General features: G+C 69.1%; 18 protein-coding genes. 10 read left to right on the top strand and 8 right to left on the bottom strand.

The window, feature by feature from the left end:
- Positions 1 to 77: 77 nt before the first annotated feature.
- Positions 78 to 1,256, top strand: coding sequence for an adenylyltransferase/sulfurtransferase MoeZ (moeZ, locus tag AU188_RS22180; protein ID WP_059165624.1), 1,179 nt, complete (start codon positions 78 to 80; stop codon positions 1,254 to 1,256).
- A 36-nt stretch (positions 1,257 to 1,292) separates the two neighbouring features.
- Positions 1,293 to 2,147, top strand: coding sequence for a TIGR02569 family protein (locus AU188_RS22185; RefSeq protein WP_059165730.1), 855 nt, complete (start codon positions 1,293 to 1,295; stop codon positions 2,145 to 2,147).
- Positions 2,148 to 2,217: 70 nt separating this feature from the next.
- Here AU188_RS22185 and AU188_RS22190 read toward each other — a convergent pair whose 3' ends face one another.
- The gene (locus tag AU188_RS22190; RefSeq protein ID WP_059165625.1) at positions 2,218 to 2,514 is read right to left on the bottom strand and encodes an MGMT family protein; all 297 of its coding nucleotides are present in this window, start codon (positions 2,512 to 2,514) and stop codon (positions 2,218 to 2,220) included.
- A gap of 2 nt (positions 2,515 to 2,516) precedes the next feature.
- Complete coding sequence (locus tag AU188_RS22195) at positions 2,517 to 3,287, bottom strand: alpha/beta fold hydrolase (protein WP_059165731.1); 771 nt, start codon at positions 3,285 to 3,287, stop codon at positions 2,517 to 2,519.
- A 64-nt stretch (positions 3,288 to 3,351) separates the two neighbouring features.
- Between AU188_RS22195 and AU188_RS22200 the strand changes: the two genes are divergently transcribed.
- Together AU188_RS22200 and AU188_RS22205 are read left to right on the top strand one after the other, a co-directional pair.
- Positions 3,352 to 6,474, top strand: coding sequence for an ATP-dependent helicase (locus AU188_RS22200; protein WP_059165626.1), 3,123 nt, complete (start codon positions 3,352 to 3,354; stop codon positions 6,472 to 6,474).
- A complete protein-coding gene (locus AU188_RS22205) occupies positions 6,471 to 9,725 on the top strand; it encodes an ATP-dependent helicase (protein ID WP_059165627.1) in 3,255 nt (1,084 codons plus the stop codon). Before AU188_RS22200 ends, AU188_RS22205 begins: the two co-directional genes overlap by 4 nt.
- Here the strand turns inward: AU188_RS22205 and AU188_RS22210 are convergent.
- Positions 9,667 to 9,996 (bottom strand): hypothetical protein, encoded by a 330-nt coding sequence (locus AU188_RS22210; protein ID WP_059165628.1) that lies wholly within the window; start codon positions 9,994 to 9,996, stop codon positions 9,667 to 9,669. The two genes, AU188_RS22205 and AU188_RS22210, sit on opposite strands and share 59 nt — an antisense overlap.
- On the bottom strand, positions 9,997 to 10,125 hold the full coding sequence (locus tag AU188_RS25875; RefSeq protein ID WP_286137625.1) for a hypothetical protein: 129 nt from the start codon (positions 10,123 to 10,125) through the stop codon (positions 9,997 to 9,999).
- Positions 10,126 to 10,425: 300 nt separating this feature from the next.
- Between AU188_RS25875 and AU188_RS22215 the strand changes: the two genes are divergently transcribed.
- Positions 10,426 to 11,856 (top strand): RNA-guided endonuclease InsQ/TnpB family protein, encoded by a 1,431-nt coding sequence (locus tag AU188_RS22215; protein ID WP_059165629.1) that lies wholly within the window; start codon positions 10,426 to 10,428, stop codon positions 11,854 to 11,856.
- A 58-nt stretch (positions 11,857 to 11,914) separates the two neighbouring features.
- Here the strand turns inward: AU188_RS22215 and AU188_RS22220 are convergent, their stop codons facing one another.
- The gene (locus tag AU188_RS22220; protein WP_059165630.1) at positions 11,915 to 12,319 is read right to left on the bottom strand and encodes a DoxX family protein; all 405 of its coding nucleotides are present in this window, start codon (positions 12,317 to 12,319) and stop codon (positions 11,915 to 11,917) included.
- 48 nt (positions 12,320 to 12,367) lie between these two features.
- Between AU188_RS22220 and AU188_RS22225 the strand changes: the two genes are divergently transcribed.
- Together AU188_RS22225 and nudC are read left to right on the top strand one after the other, a co-directional pair.
- Positions 12,368 to 13,444, top strand: a complete 1,077-nt coding sequence (locus AU188_RS22225) for a potassium channel family protein (protein ID WP_059165631.1) — start codon at positions 12,368 to 12,370, stop codon at positions 13,442 to 13,444.
- Positions 13,444 to 14,370: an NAD(+) diphosphatase gene (gene nudC / locus AU188_RS22230; protein ID WP_059165632.1), complete on the top strand. Its 927-nt coding sequence runs from the start codon at positions 13,444 to 13,446 to the stop codon at positions 14,368 to 14,370. The genes AU188_RS22225 and nudC overlap by 1 nt, the downstream gene beginning before the upstream one ends.
- Positions 14,371 to 14,452: 82 nt before the next feature.
- Here nudC and AU188_RS22235 read toward each other — a convergent pair whose 3' ends face one another.
- Entirely contained in the window at positions 14,453 to 14,704 is a 252-nt protein-coding gene (locus AU188_RS22235; RefSeq protein ID WP_059098968.1) for a mycoredoxin, read from the bottom strand.
- 83 nt (positions 14,705 to 14,787) lie between these two features.
- Here AU188_RS22235 and AU188_RS22240 point away from each other — a divergent pair, with 83 nt between their 5' ends.
- The 3 genes from AU188_RS22240 to AU188_RS22250 all read left to right on the top strand — a co-directional run bounded on the left by AU188_RS22240 (position 14,788) and on the right by AU188_RS22250 (position 17,694).
- Complete coding sequence (locus AU188_RS22240; RefSeq protein WP_059165732.1) at positions 14,788 to 16,914, top strand: ATP-dependent DNA helicase UvrD2; 2,127 nt, start codon at positions 14,788 to 14,790, stop codon at positions 16,912 to 16,914.
- A gap of 112 nt (positions 16,915 to 17,026) precedes the next feature.
- Positions 17,027 to 17,221: a hypothetical protein gene (locus AU188_RS22245; protein ID WP_059165633.1), complete on the top strand. Its 195-nt coding sequence runs from the start codon at positions 17,027 to 17,029 to the stop codon at positions 17,219 to 17,221.
- A 173-nt stretch (positions 17,222 to 17,394) separates the two neighbouring features.
- Positions 17,395 to 17,694: a WhiB family transcriptional regulator gene (locus tag AU188_RS22250; RefSeq protein WP_059165634.1), complete on the top strand. Its 300-nt coding sequence runs from the start codon at positions 17,395 to 17,397 to the stop codon at positions 17,692 to 17,694.
- Between the two features lie 19 nt (positions 17,695 to 17,713).
- Here the strand turns inward: AU188_RS22250 and AU188_RS22255 are convergent, their stop codons facing one another.
- The gene (locus AU188_RS22255) at positions 17,714 to 19,051 is read right to left on the bottom strand and encodes a macrolide-binding ATPase MABP-1 (RefSeq protein ID WP_059165733.1); all 1,338 of its coding nucleotides are present in this window, start codon (positions 19,049 to 19,051) and stop codon (positions 17,714 to 17,716) included.
- A gap of 42 nt (positions 19,052 to 19,093) precedes the next feature.
- On the bottom strand, positions 19,094 to 19,930 hold the full coding sequence (locus AU188_RS22260; protein ID WP_059165635.1) for a hypothetical protein: 837 nt from the start codon (positions 19,928 to 19,930) through the stop codon (positions 19,094 to 19,096).
- Positions 19,931 to 20,035 lie beyond the last annotated feature (105 nt).

Consider the following 20,035-nt stretch of genomic DNA (forward strand, 5'->3'; position numbering starts at 1 on the left):
AAGCGCTGACGTCTCATTGCTGTTGAAAGTCGTACCTGCTGAGATGGTCTAGAGACGTCAAACAAGGAGATTTCTCGGTGTCGACACCGTTGCCCCCGCTGGTCGAACCGGCGGCCGAACTCACCCGCGAGGAAGTCGCGCGCTACAGCCGCCACCTCATCATTCCCGACCTCGGCCTGGACGGGCAGAAGCGGCTGAAGAACGCCCGGGTGCTCGTCATCGGCGCCGGCGGGCTGGGTTCGCCGACGCTGCTGTACCTCGCCGCGGCCGGTGTCGGCACGATCGGGATCGTCGAGTTCGACGTGGTCGACGAGTCGAATCTGCAGCGCCAGATCATCCACGGCCAGTCCGACATCGGCCGGTCCAAGGCCGAGAGCGCCCGCGACTCGATCCTCGACATCAACCCGCTGGTGGACGTCCGGCTGCACCAGTTCCGCCTCGAGCCCGACAACGCCGTCGAGCTGTTCGAGCAGTACGACCTGATCCTGGACGGCACCGACAACTTCGCCACCCGCTATCTGGTCAACGATGCCGCGGTGCTGGCGCACAAGCCCTATGTGTGGGGCTCGATCTACCGGTTCGAGGGGCAGATCTCGGTCTTCTGGGAGGACGCCCCCGACGGTTTGGGCCTGAACTACCGCGACCTCTACCCGGAGCCGCCCCCACCCGGGATGGTGCCGTCCTGCGCAGAGGGCGGGGTGCTGGGCATCCTGTGTGCCTCGGTCGCTTCGGTGATGGGCACCGAGGCGATCAAGCTGATCACCGGCATCGGGGAGACGCTGCTGGGTCGCCTGATGGTCTACGACGCCCTGGACATGACGTACCGCACCATCAAGATCCGCAAGGACCCCTCCACCCCGAAGATCACCGAGCTGATCGACTACGAGGAGTTCTGCGGCGTCGTCTCCGATGCCGCCGCCGAAGCCGCTGCCGACTCCACGATCACCCCGCGTGAACTCAAGGAGCTGCTGGATTCCGGCAAACCGCTGGCACTGATCGACGTGCGCGAGCAGGTCGAGTGGGACATCAACCGCATCGAGGGTGCCGAGCTGATCCCGAAGGGCTCCTTCGAGTCGGGCGAGGCGCTGGCTCGGCTGCCGGTCGACCGGACGCCGGTGTTCTACTGCAAGACCGGTGTGCGCTCCGCCGAAGTGTTGGCGATCGCGAAGAAGGCGGGATTCTCCGACGCGATGCATGTTCAGGGCGGAATCGTGGCCTGGGGCAACCAACTCGAACCCGACATGGTCATGTACTAACGGCTGGTTAGCCGGAATCCGGCTTACGCTGAGGTGGTGACTGTCGAACGGCCACCGGATCATGTGCTGGCCGCGTTCGGCCTGACCGGCGTTGCGCCGGTTCCCCTCGGATCGAGCTGGGAAGGCGGCTGGCGCTGCGGCGAAGTCGTGCTGTCGATGGTCGCCGACCATGCCCGCGCCGCGTGGTCGGCCAAGGTGCGGGAGACGTTGTTCGTCGACGGAGTGCGGTTGGCCCGTCCCGTGCGTTCTACCGACGGACGGTATGTGGTCGCCGGCTGGCGCGCGGACACGTTCGTCGCGGGCACCCCGGAGCCGCGCCACGACGAGGTGGTCTCGGCGGCGGTGCGGCTGCACGAGGCGACGGCCAAACTGGAACGTCCGAGGTTTCTGACACAGCCGCCGGTCGCGCCGTGGGCCGACGTCGACGTGTTCATCGCCGCCGACCGCGCCGCGTGGGAGGAGCGCCCGCTGCACTCGCTGCCGCCGGGCGCACGCGTGGCGCCCGGTTCGGCTGACGGGCAGCGCTCGGTCGAACTGCTCAACCAGCTCGCCGGGCTGCGCAGGCCGACGAAGAGCCCCAGCCAACTGGTGCACGGAGATCTGTACGGCACAGTGCTTTTCGCGGGCACCGCCGCACCGGGAATCACCGACATCATCCCGTACTGGCGGCCGGCATCGTGGGCGGCGGGCGTCGTCGTGGTCGACGCGCTGTCCTGGGGAGAAGCCGACGACGGGCTCATCGAACGTTGGAGCCCGCTACCCGAATGGCCGCAGATGTTGTTGCGCGCGTTGATGTTCCGCATCGCAGTGCATGCGCTTCACCCGAGGTCGACGGCTGCCGCGTTTCCCGGACTGGCCCGCACGGCGGCGCTGGTGCGACTGGTGCTCTAAAGTGTGTCGAACGTGGGTTATCGGCACGCTTACGGGCCGCGGACCGCGGGGCGAGCCCAAATTCGGGGCTTCAGAACGTGTGCCGGACCTCGCCGAGCCTTATCCGGCCGTCGTGCGCGAGCACACCTTCGGCCCGCAGCCGCTCCAGCTGACGCGTCGCCAGGTGCGGGGCGGGCTTTCCCGACGCGGTGATCACCCGATGCCACGGCAGGTCCGATGAGTCGGTGCGCATGATCCAGCCGACGATCCGCGGGCTGGAAAGCCCTGCGGCCTCGGCGATATCGCCGTACGTCGACACGCGACCGACAGGGATGGACGCCACGAGGGCGCGCACTGCTTCGACCTGTTCGTCGGTGACCGCGGCCATCGCTAGGTCAGTCGTTCCCGGATCAAGGCCGCCGTGTCGGCAGGCCGCGCTTGAGCCACCATGTGGTCGCAATCCCAGTGCAGCAGCGTGAGATCCGCGCCGAGGCGATCAGCGAGCGACGCAATCAGCTCATCGGTCGCGTACGGTGGATCGGTGCGGGCAGCGCGGACCAAGGTGGTCGGTATTCCCTTGGCGGGCAATGCGGTCGGTCTGGCCAGCTCGCTCCAGTAGGACATCATCGCGGGAATGCTGATCCGCCAACCGACCCGGCCGGTCGGCAGGTCGACCAGGTGCTCGTCGAGTTCGCGTTCCAGCTCGTCCGCGTCCACCTCGCCCCAGGACCCGTTCACCTTCTCCGCGCGCGCCTCTGCGCGGTCGGGATAGTCGGGCGAGGCGAACATGTCGTCGGCGATGTCGCGCATCCACCCACCGTCCAACCCCACTGCGGGGTCGAGCAATACGAGCGCCGACACCAAATCTGGTCGCGCAGCCGCGAGATTCAATGCGATCGCACCGCCGAACGAATGCCCGACGACCACGACGGGCCCGTCGAGCAGGTCGGCCAGCGCCGCGACATTGGCGTCGATCGTCCACGGCGCCGCCCATGACGAACGACCGTGGCCGAGTAGGTCCGGCGCGGCGACCGCGAACTCGGCCAGATGCCGCGTCGCCAGTGTCTGCCACCGCTGCCCGTGCCCGGTCAGTCCGTGGATGGCCAGCACCTGCGCTGGACCTGCCGGGCCGTAGCGGTGGACATGCACTAGTTCGGTCACGGGTGTTGATGCTGCCAGCATCCGGTGCCGCCCACTTGTCGGACCCCCGTGGTGTCATGCGTTCATGACCGCGCCACAGACCGACCTCAGCCCGACCGCGCTCACCGAGCCCGGCCTGCGCGGCGTGGTGCGCGTGATCGGGGGTGCAGGCACCGGCAAGAGCACGCTGCTGGTTCAGACCGCGGCGGCCCACATCGCCGCGGGAATGGACCCGGAAGCCGTTCTGCTGCTGACCGGTTCGGCTCGCCTCGGCGTGCGGGCCCGCGCGGCCATCACCGCCGAACTGCTGCAGGCGAGCTCGCACACTGCCGTGCGCGAACCGCTGGTGCGCACGGTGCACTCATACGCGTTCGCGGTCCTGCGGATCGCGGCGCAGCGCAACGGCGACCCGCCACCGCGGTTGATCACCGGAGCCGAACAGGACGGCATCATGCGGGAACTTCTGGCCGGCGACGTGGAGGACGGCGACCGGTCGGCGATCGCCTGGCCGCACCATCTGCGGCCGGCGTTGAGCACCGTCGGCTTCGCCAACGAGCTGCGCGATCTGCTCGCGCGCTGCACCGAACGCGGTGTGGATCCCCTTGACCTGCAACGCATCGGGCGGCGCTCGAGCAGGCCCGAGTGGCGGGCGGCCGGTCAGTTCGCGCAGGCCTACGAGCAGATCATGCTGTTGCGCTCGGCAGTGGGAATGGCCGCACCCCAAGCCACCATCCCCGCACTCGGCGCGGCAGAACTGGTGGGGGCGGCGCTGGAAGCGTTCGCCACCGACGCCGAGCTGCTGACCGGCGAGAGGTCCCGCGTCAAACTGCTCCTCGTCGACGACGCGCAGCAACTCGACCCGCAGGCCGCGCGACTGGTGCGCATGCTGGCCCAAGGCGCCGAACTCACGGTGCTCGCGGGTGATCCCAACCAGGCGGTGTTCGGCTACCGCGGCGCCGACCCTGCGCTGCTGCGGGGCGACGAGCCCGCGATCGTGCTGACCGAGTCCCGCCGCTGCGCACCGGCGATCGCCGACGCCATCACCGAAGTCGCGCGGCGATTGCCGGGCGCTGACCAGGGTCGTCTGCTGACCGGGACACCCGGCCCGGCGGGCACGCTCACGGTACGCATCGCCGCATCGCCGCATGCCGAGGCGGCGCTGATCGCCGACGCGCTGCGGCGCGCGCACCTGGTCGACGGGGTGCCCTGGTCGCAGATGGCGGTCATCGTGCGGTCCGTTCCCCGCCTGGGCGCCGCAGTGGCGCGGACGCTGGCGGCCGCGGGGGTACCAGTCAACACGCCGTCGTCGGCGCCGCTGGGTCAGCAACCCGCGGTGCAGGCGCTGCTGACCGTGCTCGCCGCGACTGCGGAGGGTTTGGACCCCGAGCAGGCCTCGGCGCTGATCACCGGACCGATCGGTCGGGTCGATCCGGTGTCGTTGCGCCAGTTGCGCCGGGCGTTGCGGCGCGCCGACGGTTCCCGGCCCCCAAGAAGTTTCGCCGATTTGCTCGTCGAGGCGTTGCAGCATGGCGTTGACGGGCTGCCGGACAGCGTGGCCCGTCCGTTGAGCCGCGTGCGCAACGTGCTGGCCGCGGCCCGTCGCAGCGCCGACGACGGGGACGATCCGCGCTACACGCTGTGGCAGGCCTGGCACCGCTCGGGTCTGCAACGGCGCTGGCTGGCCGCAAGCGAACGCGGCGGCCCGTCGGGTGCGCAGGCCGACCGCGATCTCGACGCCGTCACCGCCCTGTTCGACGTCGCCGAGCAGTACGTCAACCGCACCCCGGCGGCCTCGTTACGCGGCCTCATCGACCATGTCGCGGCTCTCGGGTTGCCCGCCCGCGACGACGGCAGCGAGGTCGAGGCGGTCGCGGTGCTCAGCGCCCACGCCGCGCTGGGCCACGAGTGGGAGTTCGTCGTCATCGCCGGTGTGCAGGAAGGGCTGTGGCCCAACACGATTCCCCGTGGCGGTGTGCTGGCCACCCAGGAGCTCGTCGACGTGCTCGACGGTGTCACCGGGGAAGGTGACCGGGGCGTCTCGACCAGGGCGCCGTTGCTGGCCGAGGAACGCCGGTTGCTCATCGCCGCGATGGGCCGCGCCCGGGGTCGCCTGCTGGTGACGGCGGTCGACAGCGACAGTGGTGACGAGTCGATGCTTCCGTCGGCGTTCTGCCACGAACTCGCCGCGCAGGCCGGTGACGGTGTAGCCGACGTCACCACACCGGTCACCGCACCGCGGATGTTGGCGCCCGCCGCGCTGGTCGGGCGGTTGCGGGCGGTGGTGTGCGCCGCCGATGATGCGGTCGACGACGATGTGCGAGCCTGTGCGGCAACGCAATTGGCGAGGCTGGCGGCGGCCGGTGTGCCGGGTGCCGACCCTGCGCAGTGGCAGTCCATGACACCGTTGTCCAGCGAGGAACCGCTGTGGACCGGCGAGGACCATACCGTGACGCTCTCGCCGTCGACGTTGCAGATGCTCACCGACTGCCCGCTGCGGTGGCTGCTCGAGCGCCACGGCGGCGCCGACGGTCGCGATGTGCGCTCCGCGGTCGGCTCGCTGGTGCACGCCCTGGTCGCCGACAGCGGTCGCACCGAAAGCCAAATGGTCAACGAGCTCGAGAAGCTCTGGCCCCACTTGCCGTTCGACTCGCGCTGGTATGCCGACAACGAACTCGGCCGCCACCGCGCGATGTTGGCGACGTTTGCGCAGTGGCGCGCGCAGACCCGTGGCGAGCTCACCGAGGTGGGCACCGAGATCGATGTCGACGGCGTGGTCGTCGATGGCGAGGACGGCGGGCCCGACGTGCGGGTTCGAGGTCGGGTCGACCGCCTCGAGCGCGACAGCGAAGGCCGGCTTGTGGTGGTCGACCTCAAGACCGGCAAGAGCCCGGTGACCAAGGACGACGCGCAGAGCCATGCCCAGCTGGCGATGTATCAGCTGGCGATCGCGGAAGGCCTGCTCGGCCATGGTGATTCACCGGGCGGTGGTCGCCTGGTCTACCTCGGCAAGCCCGGCGCCGCCGGCCCCACCCAGCGGGAGCAGAACGCTCTGACAGCCGAGAAGCAGACCGAGTGGCGCGGCACCGTACGCCGGGCCGCGGCGGCCACTCAGGGGCCGCAATTCGTCGCGCGGATCAACGATGGCTGCAGTCACTGCCCCGTGCGGTCGATGTGCCCCGCCCAAACCGCCGCCGGAGGTGCCTCATGACTCCCCGCTACAGTCCGGCCGAACTCGCCGCCGCGCTCGGCATGTTCGCGCCGACCGACGAGCAGGCCGCGGTGATCGCCGCACCACCGGGGCCGCTGGTGGTCATCGCGGGCGCCGGCGCGGGCAAGACCGAGACGATGGCCGCGCGGGTGGTGTGGCTGGTCGCCAACGGCTACGCCCGCCCCGGCGAGGTGCTCGGGTTGACCTTCACCCGCAAGGCCGCCGGGCAACTGCTGCGCCGGGTCCGCACCCGGCTGGCCCGCCTGTCGGGAACGGGAATCTCCGCCGCAAGCGGGAGGTACCCCGACCACCGGGCGGCCGACGCCGACGAACCGCCCACCATCAGCACGTACCACGCGTTCGCGGGGAACCTGTTGCGCGAGCACGGGCTGCTGCTGCCCGTCGAGCCGGAGACCCGGTTGCTCAGCGAAACCGAACTGTGGCAGTTGGCTTTCCGTGTCGTCTGTGAGCACCCCGAGCTGGACACCGAGAAGACACCGGCGGCGGTCACCTCCATGGTGCTGCGGTTGGCGGGCCAGCTCGCCGAGCACCTCGTCGACACCGACCAGTTGCGTGACACCCACGTCGAACTCGAGCGGCTGGTGCACACGCTGCCCGCCGGGCCGTACCAACGCGACCGCGGCCCGAGCCAGTGGCTGCTGCGGCTGCTGGCCACCCAGACGGAGCGCACCGAACTGGTGCCGCTGATCGAAGAGCTGCACCGCCGGATGCGTGCCGAGAAGGTGATGGACTTCGGCATGCAGATGGCCTCGGCGGCCCGGCTGGCCGAGCAGTTCCCGCGCGTCGGGGAACAACTGCGCACCCGGTACCGGGTGGTGCTGCTCGATGAGTACCAGGACACCGGCCATGCGCAGCGGGTCGCCTTGTCGTCGTTGTTCGGTGGTGGCGTGGACGACGACCTCGCGCTGACCGCCGTCGGCGACCCCATCCAGTCGATCTACGGCTGGCGCGGCGCATCGGCCACCAATCTGCCGCGCTTCACCACCGACTTCCCCCGCTCGGACGGCACGCCGGCGCCCACGCTGGAACTGCGCACCAGTTGGCGCAATCCGCCGCGCGCGCTTTACCTGGCCAACGCGGTGTCGGCGCAGGCGCGGCGCCGTTCGGTGGCGGTGCGCTCACTGCGCCCCCGGCCCGACGCGGAGCCGGGAACCATCCGGTGTGCTTTGTTGAACAACGTTGTGGCCGAACGCGAGTGGGTCGCCGACCACATCGCCGATCTCTACCGCGGGGCACGTGGCGTTCCGGCGCCGACGACCGCCGTGTTGGTGCGGCGTAACGCCGACGCCGCGCCGATGGCCGACGCGCTCACCGCGCGCGGCGTGCCGGTCGAAGTCGTCGGTCTGGCGGGTCTGCTCGGTGTGCCGGAGGTGGCCGATGTGGTGGCGATGCTGCGGCTGATCGCCGACCCCACGGCGGGCAGCGCGGCCATGCGGGTGCTCACCGGGCCGCGGTGGCGGCTCGGCGGCCGCGACATCACGGCCCTGTGGCGGCGCGCGGTGCGACTAGACGACACCGGCAGCGTGGAGTCCGCCGGCGCGGCCGAGCGGATCGCTGCGCAGGCCGGCCCCGACGCCGATGCCGCCTGCCTGGCCGAAGCCGTCATCGATCCCGGTGCGCCCGAGGCGTATTCGCCGACGGGTTATGCCCGGATCGTGGCGTTGGGCCGCGAGCTGACCGCGCTGCGCGCACATCTGTCGCACCCGCTGCCCGAACTCGTAGCCGAAGTGCGCCGGGTTCTCGGCGTCGACACCGAGGTGCGCGCGCGCCGTCCGGTCTCCGCGGGCTGGACGGGTACCGAGCATCTCGACGCGTTCGCCGACGTGGTGGCGGAGTTCGCCAGCCGTCCCGGCGCCGCGGTGACGGGGTTTCTGGCCTACCTCGATGCCGCCGAACAGGTGGAGAACGGCCTCGCACCTGCCGAGGCGTCCGTCGCGACGGACCGGGTGCAGATCCTGACCATTCACGCGGCGAAGGGACTCGAATGGCAGGTGGTGGCCGTTCCGCACCTGAGCGGCCGGGTGTTCCCGTCCACCGGCGCCACCCGCACCTGGCTCACCGACGCCGGCGATCTGCCGCCGCTGCTGCGTGGCGACCGGGCCACGACATCCGAGCACGGCGTCCCGGTACTCGACACCGCCGATGTCAACGACCGCAAGCGGCTGTCCGATGCCATAGCCGAGCACAAGAAGAGCCTCGAGCAGCGCCGCATCGACGAGGAGCGCCGGTTACTCTATGTCGCCCTCACCCGCGCCGAAGACACGCTGTTGCTGTCGGGTCACCACTGGGGCGCGGCCGAGGGCAAGGCGCGCGGGCCATCGGAATTCCTGTGCGAGCTCAAGGACGTCATCGACGGGTCCGCCGCCGCGGGCGAACCGTGCGGCGTCGTCGAACATTGGGCGGCCACCCCCGCAGACGGTGAACCGAATCCGTTGCGCGACAAGGTAGTTGAAGCCGTGTGGCCCGCCGACCCGGCCGGTTCGCGCCGCGTCGACGTAGAGCGGGGCGCCGCGCTGGTGGCCGAGGCGATGGCGGGCGGATGCGGCGAGGAACCCGTCGACTCCGATGAAGGCTGGGCGGCCGACGTCGACGCGCTCATCGCCGAACGCGACCGGGCGACCGAAGCACCGGCGCCGCCGCTGCCCCTTCAGGTGTCGGTCAGCACGCTGGTGGAACTCGGCAGGGATTCCGAGGCGGTCAGGCAGCGGCTGCGCCGTAGGCTCCCGACCCGCCCCGAGCCGCATGGTCTGCTGGGCACGGCGTTTCACGACTGGGTGCAGCGCTTCTACCACGCAGAGCGGTTGTTCGACCTCGACGACCTCCCGGGAGCGGTCGACCACGACGCCGCCGTGGCCGATGAACTGGCTGAACTGCAGGCGGCGTTTGCGGTCTCACCATGGGCCGCCCGCACCCCGATCGACGTGGAGATCCCGTTCGACATGGTCATCGGTGGAAGGGTGGTGCGGGGCCGTATCGACGCGGTCTTCGCCGACGACGACGGCGGCGTCACCGTGGTGGACTGGAAGACAGGGGAGCCGGCGAGCACGCGGGAAGCCAAGCGGCACAACGCAGTTCAGTTGTCAGTGTACCGGCTGGCATGGGCGGCGCTGCACGGCTGCGCTGTCGAATCGGTGCGGGCCGCGTTCCACTACGTCCGCAGCGGCACGACGGTCACCCCCGATTCGCTGCCCGGCGTCGAGGAACTCGCCGGACTGCTGGAGGCCGCCTAAGCGGGTGGAACAACTGGCTGCGGTCGAGTCGCTGGAGGAGTAGGGCGGTTTGGCTGTGGTAGACGAAGTCTTCGTGGGCGGTCGGGGTGATTTCGTAGTGGTGGTCGGTGCGGGGGTAGTGGTTGATCGAGCCGTTGGTGCGTTCGACCACCCAACGTCGCGGTTGGACGATGAACCCGTGGCCGGGTTCTGGCCCGGAGACCACTTCGACGGTGACACCGGCCTTGGCCGCTGCGGTGGTGACAGCCTGCCCGGTGTAGCCGTTGTCCACCTACATGTGGCTGATGGTCGGCGCGATCGGCTTCGCCTTGGACAGCAGCGTGGGGAATGCAGCCCGGTGCTGCAGGTCAGTTGGTGTGACGACAGCGGCGACCAGCGCACCGGCAGAGTCGTCCAGCACGTGGGCGTTTGACGCCGTCGATGTTGTTTGCGCCGTCGAAGCGACGCGGCCCGGCTACCGGTGATGCATTGACCGACGAGGAGTCGACGACGGCGCGGTGGGCCGGCGGCGTCGCCGGCAGTGGGTGCGGACAACGCGGCGGACCGTGGTGAGGATTCGAGCCCAGGTGGCCGATGCGGCACCAGCGCAGGAAATGCTTGTGGGCGGCCGGGTCAGATGACTACCGGTAGTGATCACCGATACCGACACGTCCGCGCTGGCTAGGGCGCTTGTCAGTGCCTGATGAGACGCTGATCGGTGATGGCGCGGCACACCACATTCCGGTTCTGTCTCGATCCGACGGTCGAGCAGCGTGAGGTGCTGGCCCGTCATGGCGGCGCGTCGCGGTTTGCGTTCAATCAGTGTCTGCGGATGGTGAAAACCGCGCTCACGCAACGTCGCACCGATGCTGGCGTGGAGGTGCCGTGGACCGGGTTCGATCTGATCAACGCGTTCAACGCGTGGAAGAAAACCGAGGACGCCGGCCGGATCTTCACCGTCGACTCCCAGGGCGCCGCCGAAGTGGCGGTGACAGGCTTGCCGTGGCGGGGTGAGGTCTGTCAGCAGGTGTTCGAGGAAGCCGCTGTTGATCTGGGCAGGGGCCTGCAAGCGTGGTCGGATTCACGCTCGGGCAAGCGAGCGGGTCGCCGTGTGGGCTTTCCGCGGTTCAAGAAGAAGATCGGCGCTATCGCCTCGTTTCGGTTGCGCAACAAGCACTCCAAAGGCAAACTGCCGGCGATCCGTGTCGGCGATGACAACTGGGCCCGCTCGGTCACGCTGCCCGGCATCGGGCAGGTCGCAGTGCATGACGACACCCGCCGTCTACGGCGGATGATCGCCAAAGATCGGGCGAAAATCTTGTTCGCCACGGTCAGCTATCGCGGCGGCCGGTGGTGGTGCGCGTTGAATGTCGAGGCCGCCGACTTGCACCCGCTCCAGCAGCACCGGCCTGGCACCGAAGATGCCGGCGGTTGGGTGGGGGTGGACCGTGGCCTATCGGAGTTCCTGGTCGCCGCCACCATCGACGGCACCGAAGTCGCCCGTATCAGCGATGCGCCCAAAGCGCTGGCTGTTGGGCTTAAACAGCAGCGACGGCTAGCCAAGTCGTTGTCGCGCAAGCAGAAAGGGTCACATAACCGCAAAGATGCCGCTGCCCGGCTGGGCCGCCATCATCACCGTGTCGCCAATGTGCGACGCCATTTCCTGCACCAGGTATCGGGCGAGCTGGTCAAGACCCACGACCGGCTCGTCATCGAGAACCTCAATGTGGCAGGCATGCTGGCTAACCACCGCCTCGCCAGGGCCATTTCCGATGCGGGCTGGTCGCAGTTCGCGCGCCTACTCAAATACAAGCAGGCGTGGCGCGGCGGGCAGCTCCTCGAAGCTGATCGCTGGTACCCATCGACTCGCCGCTGCCCCCAGTGCGGGGTAGTCGACAACGCGATGACGCTGGCCGATCGGGTATTCACCTGCAGTTGCGGGTATTGCGCCGACAGGGATACCAACGCCGCGGTGAATCTGGCCCACTGGGGCCAGGCCCACCACGATGACCTTCATCGAACCCCGGACCCCCAAGCAGGAGGCCGGGCCACCAATGCCCGCCGACGAGACGGCACTGGCCAACACCCCCGTGTTGGTGAAACCAGCTCGAATGACGCGGGAACCGACGTTCACACCGCACCCGCGGCCTGAACCAACGGACGCCCGAGAAGGGCGGTGCCCAACACTCAACCGAATTGTTCGACACGCTTTAGGACTCGCGGTATACCTTCACAGCCTCGAGGATCATCGGAACCTGCAGCGGCAGACGGGCGATCGCGACCAGCCGCATCGGCAGCGGCTTGGCTGGGTCTTTGAACCACAGTCGGACCATGTTGACGTTGGCCGGGAACACCGCGAGAAACAGTGCCACCGCGGCGAGTGCGCCGACACGTCGTGTCTTCGGCGCGAGCAGCAGGCCGGCCACACCGAGTTCGGCGACACCCGACGCATACGTGTAGAACCGCGGGCTGCCCGGCAGCTCGGCGGGAATGATGGTGTCGAACGGCTTCGGGGCGACGAAGTGCAACGTTCCGATTCCGAGCAGGCCGGCCGCCATCCGGTAGGCGCGCGACGGGGTAGGCGGTTGGCCCAGTTCGGGCGGGGGAGAGGTCATGATTACATTGTGGCGTGCACACCCCTGCGGGACCGGTAACGGGTCCTCGTGGCAAAAGGTAGGCTGCGGCGCCGGCTCGCCGCGATCGAGCAGGACCTGACCTCGCAGCCGGACTCACGGCTCGTCGACATCCTGCGAATTCCCGAGCCGTTCGTCAGCCCCACCCAGCGGATCATCCGGCGGGTCATCTATGCGACGGCGGCGCTGTTCGCGGCGGTGCTCATCGTCTATCTGGACCGCGACGGCTATCGCGACGTGCAGGACAACACGCTGTCGCTGCTGGACTGCCTGTATTACGCGACGGTGTCACTGTCGACGACCGGCTACGGCGACATCACCCCGTTCACGCCCGAAGCCCGGTTGATCAACGTGCTGGTGATCACGCCGCTGCGGGTGGCGTTCCTGATCGTGCTGATCGGTACCACAGTGGAGACGCTGACCAGCCAGTCGCGCGCGGCATTGAAGATCCAGCGATGGAGGAGCAGAGTGCGCAACCACACCGTCGTCATCGGCTACGGCACCAAGGGCAGGACGGCGGTCGCCGCGATGGTCGGCGACGAGGTCGCCCCCGCCGACATCGTCGTCGTCGACGAGAACGCCGGGGCGCTCGAGCGCGCCCGCAGTGCCGGGCTGGTCACCGTCCACGGCGACGCCACCAAAGCCGACATCCTGCGCCTGGCCAGCGCCCAACACGCGAAATCGATCATCGTGGCCACCGACGACGACGCGAGCGCCGTGCTGGTCACGTTGACGGCGCGGGAACTGGCGCCGAACGCCAAGATCATCGCCGCCGCCCGCGAGTCGGACAACCAGCATCTGCTGCGGCAGTCGGGTGCCGATTCCACCGTGGTGTCCTCGGAGACGGCCGGCCGACTGCTCGGCATCGCCACCCAGACGCCCAGCGTCGTCCAGATCATGGAGGATCTGCTCACACCGGATGCCGGCTTTGCGATCGCCGAACGGGAAGTGACGCCCAAAGAGGTGGGCGGATCGCCGCGGCATCTGCACGACATCGTGCTCGGCGTGGTGCGCGAGGGACAGTTGCTTCGGGTCGACTCACCAGAGGTGGACACGGTCGAGTCCGGCGACCGGCTGCTCTACATCCGCAACGCGGAATCCGAGTGATGGCGCCGTTCCGGTTACGTAACGTCCCCCTGCTGTCCCGCGTCGGTGCCGACCGCGCCGACGCCCTGCGCACCGACATCGACGCGGCACTGGCCGGTTGGCCCGACGCGCTGCTGCTGCGTGTCGACCGCCGCAACCAGGTGTTGATCGCCGACGGCCGGGTGGTGCTAGGCGACGCCGCCAAACTGGGCGATCGGCCACCCGAGAACGCGGTGTTCCTGGGCCGGCTCAACGACGGTCGGCATGTGTGGGCGGTCCGAGCTGCGCTCGAAGGGCCGGAGGACCCGCACACCGAAACCGAGGTGCTCGACCTGCGCCGGGCCGGCCAGGTGTTCGACGATGTCAGCGCGCAGCTCGTCGCGACCGCGACCGCGCTGCTCAACTGGCATGACAGCGCGCGCTTCAGCGCGGTGGACGGGTCACCGACCAAGGCCGTGAAGGGCGGATGGGCCCGGATCAACCCGGTCAACGGCCACGAGGAGTTTCCCCGCATCGACCCCGCTGTCATCTGCCTGGTGCACGACGGCCACGACCGCGCGGTACTGGCCCGTCAGACGGTGTGGCCCGAGCGGCTGTTCTCGATTCTCGCGGGCTTCGTCGAAGCCGGTGAGTCGTTCGAAAGCTGCGTCGTCCGCGAGATCGCCGAGGAGATCGGCCTGACCGTGACCGACGTGACCTACCTCGGTAGCCAGCCGTGGCCGTTCCCGCGGTCGCTGATGGTCGGCTTCCACGCGATCGGCGATCCCGAGCAGGAGTTCTCGTTCAACGACGGCGAGATCGCCGAGGCGGCCTGGTTCACCCGCGCCGAGATCCGCGACGCCCTCGAACACGGCGACTGGAGCAGCGACTCCACGTCGCGACTGCTCCTGCCGGGGTCGATCTCGATCGCGCGGGAGATCATCGAATCCTGGGCCGCGCAGGACTGAACGTTTCCGGGCGAGCAGAGGCTAATTGCCCTTGAAACCCCCGGGCATTTCGGGGCACTTCACGTCTGTTCGCGGTAGAAGATCAGCCCGCCAGCTTGGCCTTGACTTCGCGCGCGGTCGGGTTCGTCAACGTCGAACCGTCGGGAAGCTTCAGCGTCGGCACGGTCTGGTTGCCGCCGTTGGCCGAGGCCACGAACTCCGCCGCCGCGGGATCGTTCTCGATGTCGACCTCGGTGAACGCGATGCCCTCCGCTTGCAGCGCCTTCTTCAGGCGCACGCAGTAGCCACACCAGGTGGTGGTGTACATGATCACGGGAGTCTGTGCAGCGCTCATAAGGCGTTCAACGTAACCGATGGAGAGAACATGCCCGACGGCGTACCGGCCATTTGTCACCGGCCCCTGCCAAGATGGACCGCATGTCGGTAGACGCCGCTTCGGTGCGCAGTGGCTCGAACCCGATCGACGACCTCGATGACGAGCAGCGCGAGGCCGTGCTCGCCCCCCGCGGGCCGGTGTGCGTGCTCGCCGGCGCCGGTACGGGCAAGACACGCACCATCACGCGCCGCATCGCCCACCTCGTCGCGGCCGGACACGTCGCGCCCGGCCAGGTGCTCGCTGTGACCTTCACCTCGCGCGCGGCGGGGGAGATGCGCGGTCGCCTGAGGGCGCTCGACGCCGCAGCCGGAGGAGTGGGCACCGGTTCGGTGCAGGCGATGACGTTTCACGCCGCCGCCCGCCGCCAACTCTCGTACTTCTGGCCCCGCGTCGTCGGCAACACCAGCTGGGAATTGCTCGACACCAAGTTCGCGGTGGTGGCGCAGGCCGCGAACCGGGTCGGCCTGTCGACGGCCACCGACGACGTGCGTGACCTCGCAAGCGAGATCGAGTGGGCCAAGGCGTCGTTGATCAGCCCCGAGGCGTATCCCGGCGCGGTCGCACAGGCCGGCCGCGACATCCCGTTCGACGCGGCCAAAGTGGCGGCGGTCTACGCCGGCTACGAGTCGCTCAAAGCCCGTCGCGACGGCACGACCCTGCTGGACTTCGACGACCTCCTTCTGCACACCGCCGCGGCGATCGAGACCGATGCCGCGGTGGCGCAGGAGTTCCGCGACCGCTACCGCTGTTTCGTCGTCGACGAGTACCAGGACGTCACGCCACTGCAGCAGCGGGTGCTCGACGCCTGGCTCGGTGAGCGCGACGACCTGACCGTCGTCGGCGACGCGAACCAGACCATCTACTCGTTCACCGGCGCCACCCCCCGCTACCTTCTGGACTTCTCCCGACGCTTCCCCGACGCGGCAGTGGTCCGCCTCGAACGCGATTACCGGTCCACCCCTCAGGTGGTTTCGTTGGCCAACCGGGTCATCGCCGCCGCGCGCGGCCGGATGGCGGGCAGCAGGCTGCACCTGGTAGGGCAGCGAGACCCCGGCCCGGCACCGACGTTCGCCGAGTATCCCGACGAGGTCGCCGAGGCCAACGCGGTGGCCAAACACGTCAAACGGCTGCTCGAATCCGGTACCGAACCGGCCGAGATCGCGGTGCTGTACCGGATCAACGCGCAATCGGAGGTCTACGAGGAAGCGCTCACCGAAGCCGGTGTGCCGTACCAGGTCCGCGGCGGCGAAGGGTTCTTCAGCCGCCAGGAGATCCGGCAGGCGCTGGTGGCGTTGCAGCGGGCCGCCGATCGTGACGTCGACGGCGCACTGCCCGAGGTGGTGCGCGCCGTGTTGGAGCCGTTGGGGTTGACCGCTGAACCCCCCGCGGGCACCAGGGCGCGCGAACGGTGGGAGGCGCTGACCGCCCTCGCGGAACTCGTCGATGAGGAGGTCGCGCTGCGCCCGTCACTCGACTTGCAGGCTCTGCTCGTCGAATTGCGGCAGCGCGCGGACGCCCGACATCCTCCGACTGTGCAGGGCGTCACGCTCGCGTCGCTGCATGCGGCCAAAGGCCTCGAGTGGGACGCCGTGTTCCTGGTCGGCCTCGCCGATGGCACGCTGCCGATCTCCCACGCCCTCGCGCACGGTCCGGACAGCGAAGCGGTGGAAGAGGAGCGGCGGCTCCTCTACGTCGGAATCACCAGGGCGCGAGTGCATTTGGCGCTCAGCTGGGCGCTGGCCCGGACGCCCGGCGGACGCCAGAGCCGCAAGCCGTCCCGTTTCCTCAACGGCATCGCGCCGCAGTCGTCGCGCGGCGGGGACGCCCCGGCGAAGCCGCGGCGTGCGCGCGGCGCCACCCCGCGCTGCCGGGTGTGCAACAGCGTGTTGACGGCACCGCCCGCGATCATGCTGCGCCGCTGCGAAAGCTGCCCGTCCGACATCGACGAGGAACTGCTGACCGAACTCAAGGACTGGCGACTGCGCACCTCCAAGGAGATGAGCGTGCCGGCCTATGTGGTGTTCACCGACAACACGCTGATCGCGATCGCCGAGACGCTGCCCACCGACGACGCCGCGCTGGTCGCGATTCCGGGCATCGGCGCCCGCAAGCTCGAGCAGTACGGCGCCGATGTGCTCGCATTGGTCAAGGGCCGCCAATCGTCGTAAAAATGGTGCCAAACGCGCAGGTCAGAAAATCGGTTGTGTGTTGCGGCTGTTACCCTTAGCCTCGACATCGCACCGCTTGGGTGTCTTTTGTGCGAGAGGAGGGGCCGACATCGTGGGTAGCAACAGCGCGTTCACCGGCGTAGGCGCGGCCATTCCGGCCGCCGGTATGCCGCGGGCCCTCCACGTCGTCGCCGCCGCTGCGGCCCATCCCGCGCATGCCGCCGGTGCCGCCGCTGCCATCACCCCGCAGCGCAAGCGCCGCGCCGCCGCCGCGACTGCATTGTCCGTCGATCGGGGCACCACTTAGGTAAAGCCACGATCTCCGCCACAGAGGCCACGGACCCGCAGTCAACTCGGATCCGTGGCCTTCGTGTTTCGAAAGCCGTTCGAAGCCTCGAAGACTCGGTCCCGGATCCAGCCAGAACTGACCCGAAGAGATACGAAACCAAGGAAGCCGAGGTACGAGCCATGTCATCTGCGATGAGCGCTCGCGCGAAGAGCGTCCCATCGGGGACATGCCGGGAGAAGACGAAGTTGGCGGTGCCGTGTCACAGAGCCGATCCGGATCTGTGGTTCGCCGAAGACCCCGTCGAGCTCGAGCGGGCCAAGGCGTTGTGCGCGGATTGCCCGATCCGCCGCGAGTGCCTGGCCGCCGCGCTGGAACGTCAAGAGCCGTGGGGAGTTTGGGGTGGCGAGATCCTGGAGCGGGGCACCGTCATCGCCCGCAAGCGGCCGCGGGGCCGGCCACGCAAGGACGCGAAAGACCCTGTCGCCGCGTGACTTTCGGGACTAGCTGCCGCTAGACCTCGTCGGGATTGGCGAAACCGGGGACGTACTCATCGGCGATGCGCCGGGTGTCGACGTGGGCGTCGAGCTGACAGGAGATCGCGACGATCGACGCGATCACCCGCATGGGAATCGCCAACTTCGGTGGAATGTCCATCTGCCGAGCGGTTCTGATCTGCCCGGCGGCCCGGTCGAGTTCCAACGTGGTCATCCGCTGCAACCACGAACGGCGGTAGTGGAAAACCGGAACCTGTAGCGGCTCGACGTACTGTTTGAGCATCTCGTCGATCTCGCGGGTGGACACCTGCTGGCCCTTCTGGATGAAACCGGCTTTCTCCATCGTGGGCAGCAGCTTGTCGTAGTTCTTGTCGACGGCGTAGCGCAGGATCTGACCGAGCTCGATCGGCCAGCCGCCCGGCATCGGCGCCACCGCACCGAAGTCGATGACACCCATCTTGTCGTCGGGCAGCAGCATGAAGTTCCCGGGATGGGCGTCGCCGTGCACCATTTCGAGCCGGCGCGGCGCGTCGTCGCAGAACTCGAACAGCCGGGTGGCCATCAGGTCACGCTGTTCCTGCGTGCCCTCGCGGATGATCTGCGACAGCGGGATGCCCTCGATCCACTCCTGGATGACGACCTTGGGCGCGCTGGCCACCACCTTGGGCACGACGAATTTGGGGTCGCCGTCGTAGGCCTTGGCGAACGCACGCTGGTTGTCGGCTTCGAGCCGGTAGTCCAGTTCCATCTCGGTGCGCTCGATGAGTTCGTCGACCACGCCCTGCACGTCCGCGCCGGGGGCCAACTGCTTGAGCACGCCGACCATGCGCTGCATGGTCTTCAGGTCGGCGCGCAGCGCTTCGTCGGCGCCGGGGTACTGGATCTTGACCGCCACCTCGCGCCCGTCGGACCACACCGCCTTGTGGACCTGGCCGATGCTGGCCGACGCGATCGCCTTGTCGTCGAACGACTGGAACCGCTCGCGCCACTTGGTGCCCAGCTGCTGATCCAGCACCCGGTGCACCTTGGCCGCCGGCAGCGGCGGCGCCTCGCGCTGCAGCTTGGTCAGCGCCTCGCGGTACGGCTTGCCGTATCGCTCGGGAATCGCGGCTTCCACCACCGACAGCGCCTGGCCGACCTTCATCGCGCCGCCCTTGAGCTCACCGAGCACGGTGAACAGTTGCTGGGCCGCCTTGTCCATCAGCTCGGCGTTGACCTCGTCCTTCGACTTACCGGTCAGCCGTTTACCGAAGCCCAACGCGGCCCGGCCCGCCATGCCGACCGGCAGGCTGGCCAGCTTGGCGTTTCGCGCGGCCCGGCCCCGCTTGATGTCACTCACCAGACCATCATCCACGACTGTGCTGAACACCCCGCAACGACTTGCCAACAATGGATGTCAACATCCACAGCGCGGATGACGCGACCACCGCCTCGCCACCACGGAACCCGCGTTGATGTCGAACTCCAGCGTCGTGTCGAGCGTGGGTGGCGGCTCGGCGAAGCGGCTCATGTCGGCGCCGCCGCGGACGGCGCGGATGACCCGGTCGACCTGGTTCAGCGCGAGCGCGGCCGTGCCCAACACGGTCGCCCGATCGGCGCTTCCGACGGTGTGGCGCAACTGCGCGGCGACCGCCGGCCACGCCGCGTCCCGGTCGCTGCGATGCAGGTCCGCGCACCCGAGGCAGCTCGTCACGCCGGGGATGACCAGCGGCCCGACCAGGCCGACGCCGTCGCGCACGCGCACCGGCAGGTGTGGCACCTCGGCGGCGTGCAACTCGCGCACCACGCGCGGGTCGGCCACCAGGTAGTCGGTGAACACCACCAGATCGGTCGGCTCGGCCGGCGCGCCGGTGTCGGTCCGGTTGCTGTGGGTGAGGCGCGCACCCGAACACCGCAGCGCGGTGTCGAGCAGATCGGACAGCGGGCCGCGGCCGTGGATGCGCACCGCTGCGGCGCGGCCTCGTCGAGCCCGGGTGACGGTGACCAGACCGGCGTCGACCAACAATCCGATGAAGTCTTCGACGATTGCCCGGTCCACCGAGGGCGCGTGTTCCTGCAGGTCGGCCAGGCTCGCGCCCGACTGCAGATGACGCAGCATGTTCGCCGCTGTCGCGGCGGGCAGCCCCGCCGGCGGACGGATCATGACCGCGCGCCGCGGGTCCCAGCCCACCTGCACGGCGCCGTCCGGGCGAAGCAGCACCGGTGTCGCCGCGCTCAGCGCGTATCGCGTCATCGGTCGAGCGTGCCACGCCGCGCGACGGCCGCCGATAGTTATCCACAGGCGTCAGCGCAGCGGGATTTCGGTGTAGCTGGTTGCGCTGAGCGCAGCCAACTACAC

The organism is Mycobacterium sp. IS-3022, assembly GCF_001500065.1.
GTDB lineage: Bacteria > Actinomycetota > Actinomycetes > Mycobacteriales > Mycobacteriaceae > Mycobacterium.

Bases quoted from the DNA above. Each gene is read 5' to 3' on its own strand.
- AU188_RS22250 (WP_059165634.1), top strand. From the start codon at position 17,395: ATGAGCGCTCGCGCGAAGAGCGTCCCATCGGGGACATGCCGGGAGAAG.
- AU188_RS22235 (WP_059098968.1), bottom strand. From the start codon at position 14,704: ATGAGCGCTGCACAGACTCCCGTGATCATGTACACCACCACCTGGTGT.
- nudC (WP_059165632.1), top strand. From the start codon at position 13,444: ATGGCGCCGTTCCGGTTACGTAACGTCCCCCTGCTGTCCCGCGTCGGT.
- AU188_RS22240 (WP_059165732.1), top strand. From the start codon at position 14,788: ATGTCGGTAGACGCCGCTTCGGTGCGCAGTGGCTCGAACCCGATCGAC.
- AU188_RS22200 (WP_059165626.1), top strand. From the start codon at position 3,352: ATGACCGCGCCACAGACCGACCTCAGCCCGACCGCGCTCACCGAGCCC.
- AU188_RS22220 (WP_059165630.1), bottom strand. From the start codon at position 12,319: ATGACCTCTCCCCCGCCCGAACTGGGCCAACCGCCTACCCCGTCGCGC.
- AU188_RS22215 (WP_059165629.1), top strand. From the start codon at position 10,426: ATGGCGCGGCACACCACATTCCGGTTCTGTCTCGATCCGACGGTCGAG.
- AU188_RS22190 (WP_059165625.1), bottom strand. From the start codon at position 2,514: ATGGCCGCGGTCACCGACGAACAGGTCGAAGCAGTGCGCGCCCTCGTG.
- AU188_RS22260 (WP_059165635.1), bottom strand. From the start codon at position 19,930: ATGACGCGATACGCGCTGAGCGCGGCGACACCGGTGCTGCTTCGCCCG.
- AU188_RS22205 (WP_059165627.1), top strand. From the start codon at position 6,471: ATGACTCCCCGCTACAGTCCGGCCGAACTCGCCGCCGCGCTCGGCATG.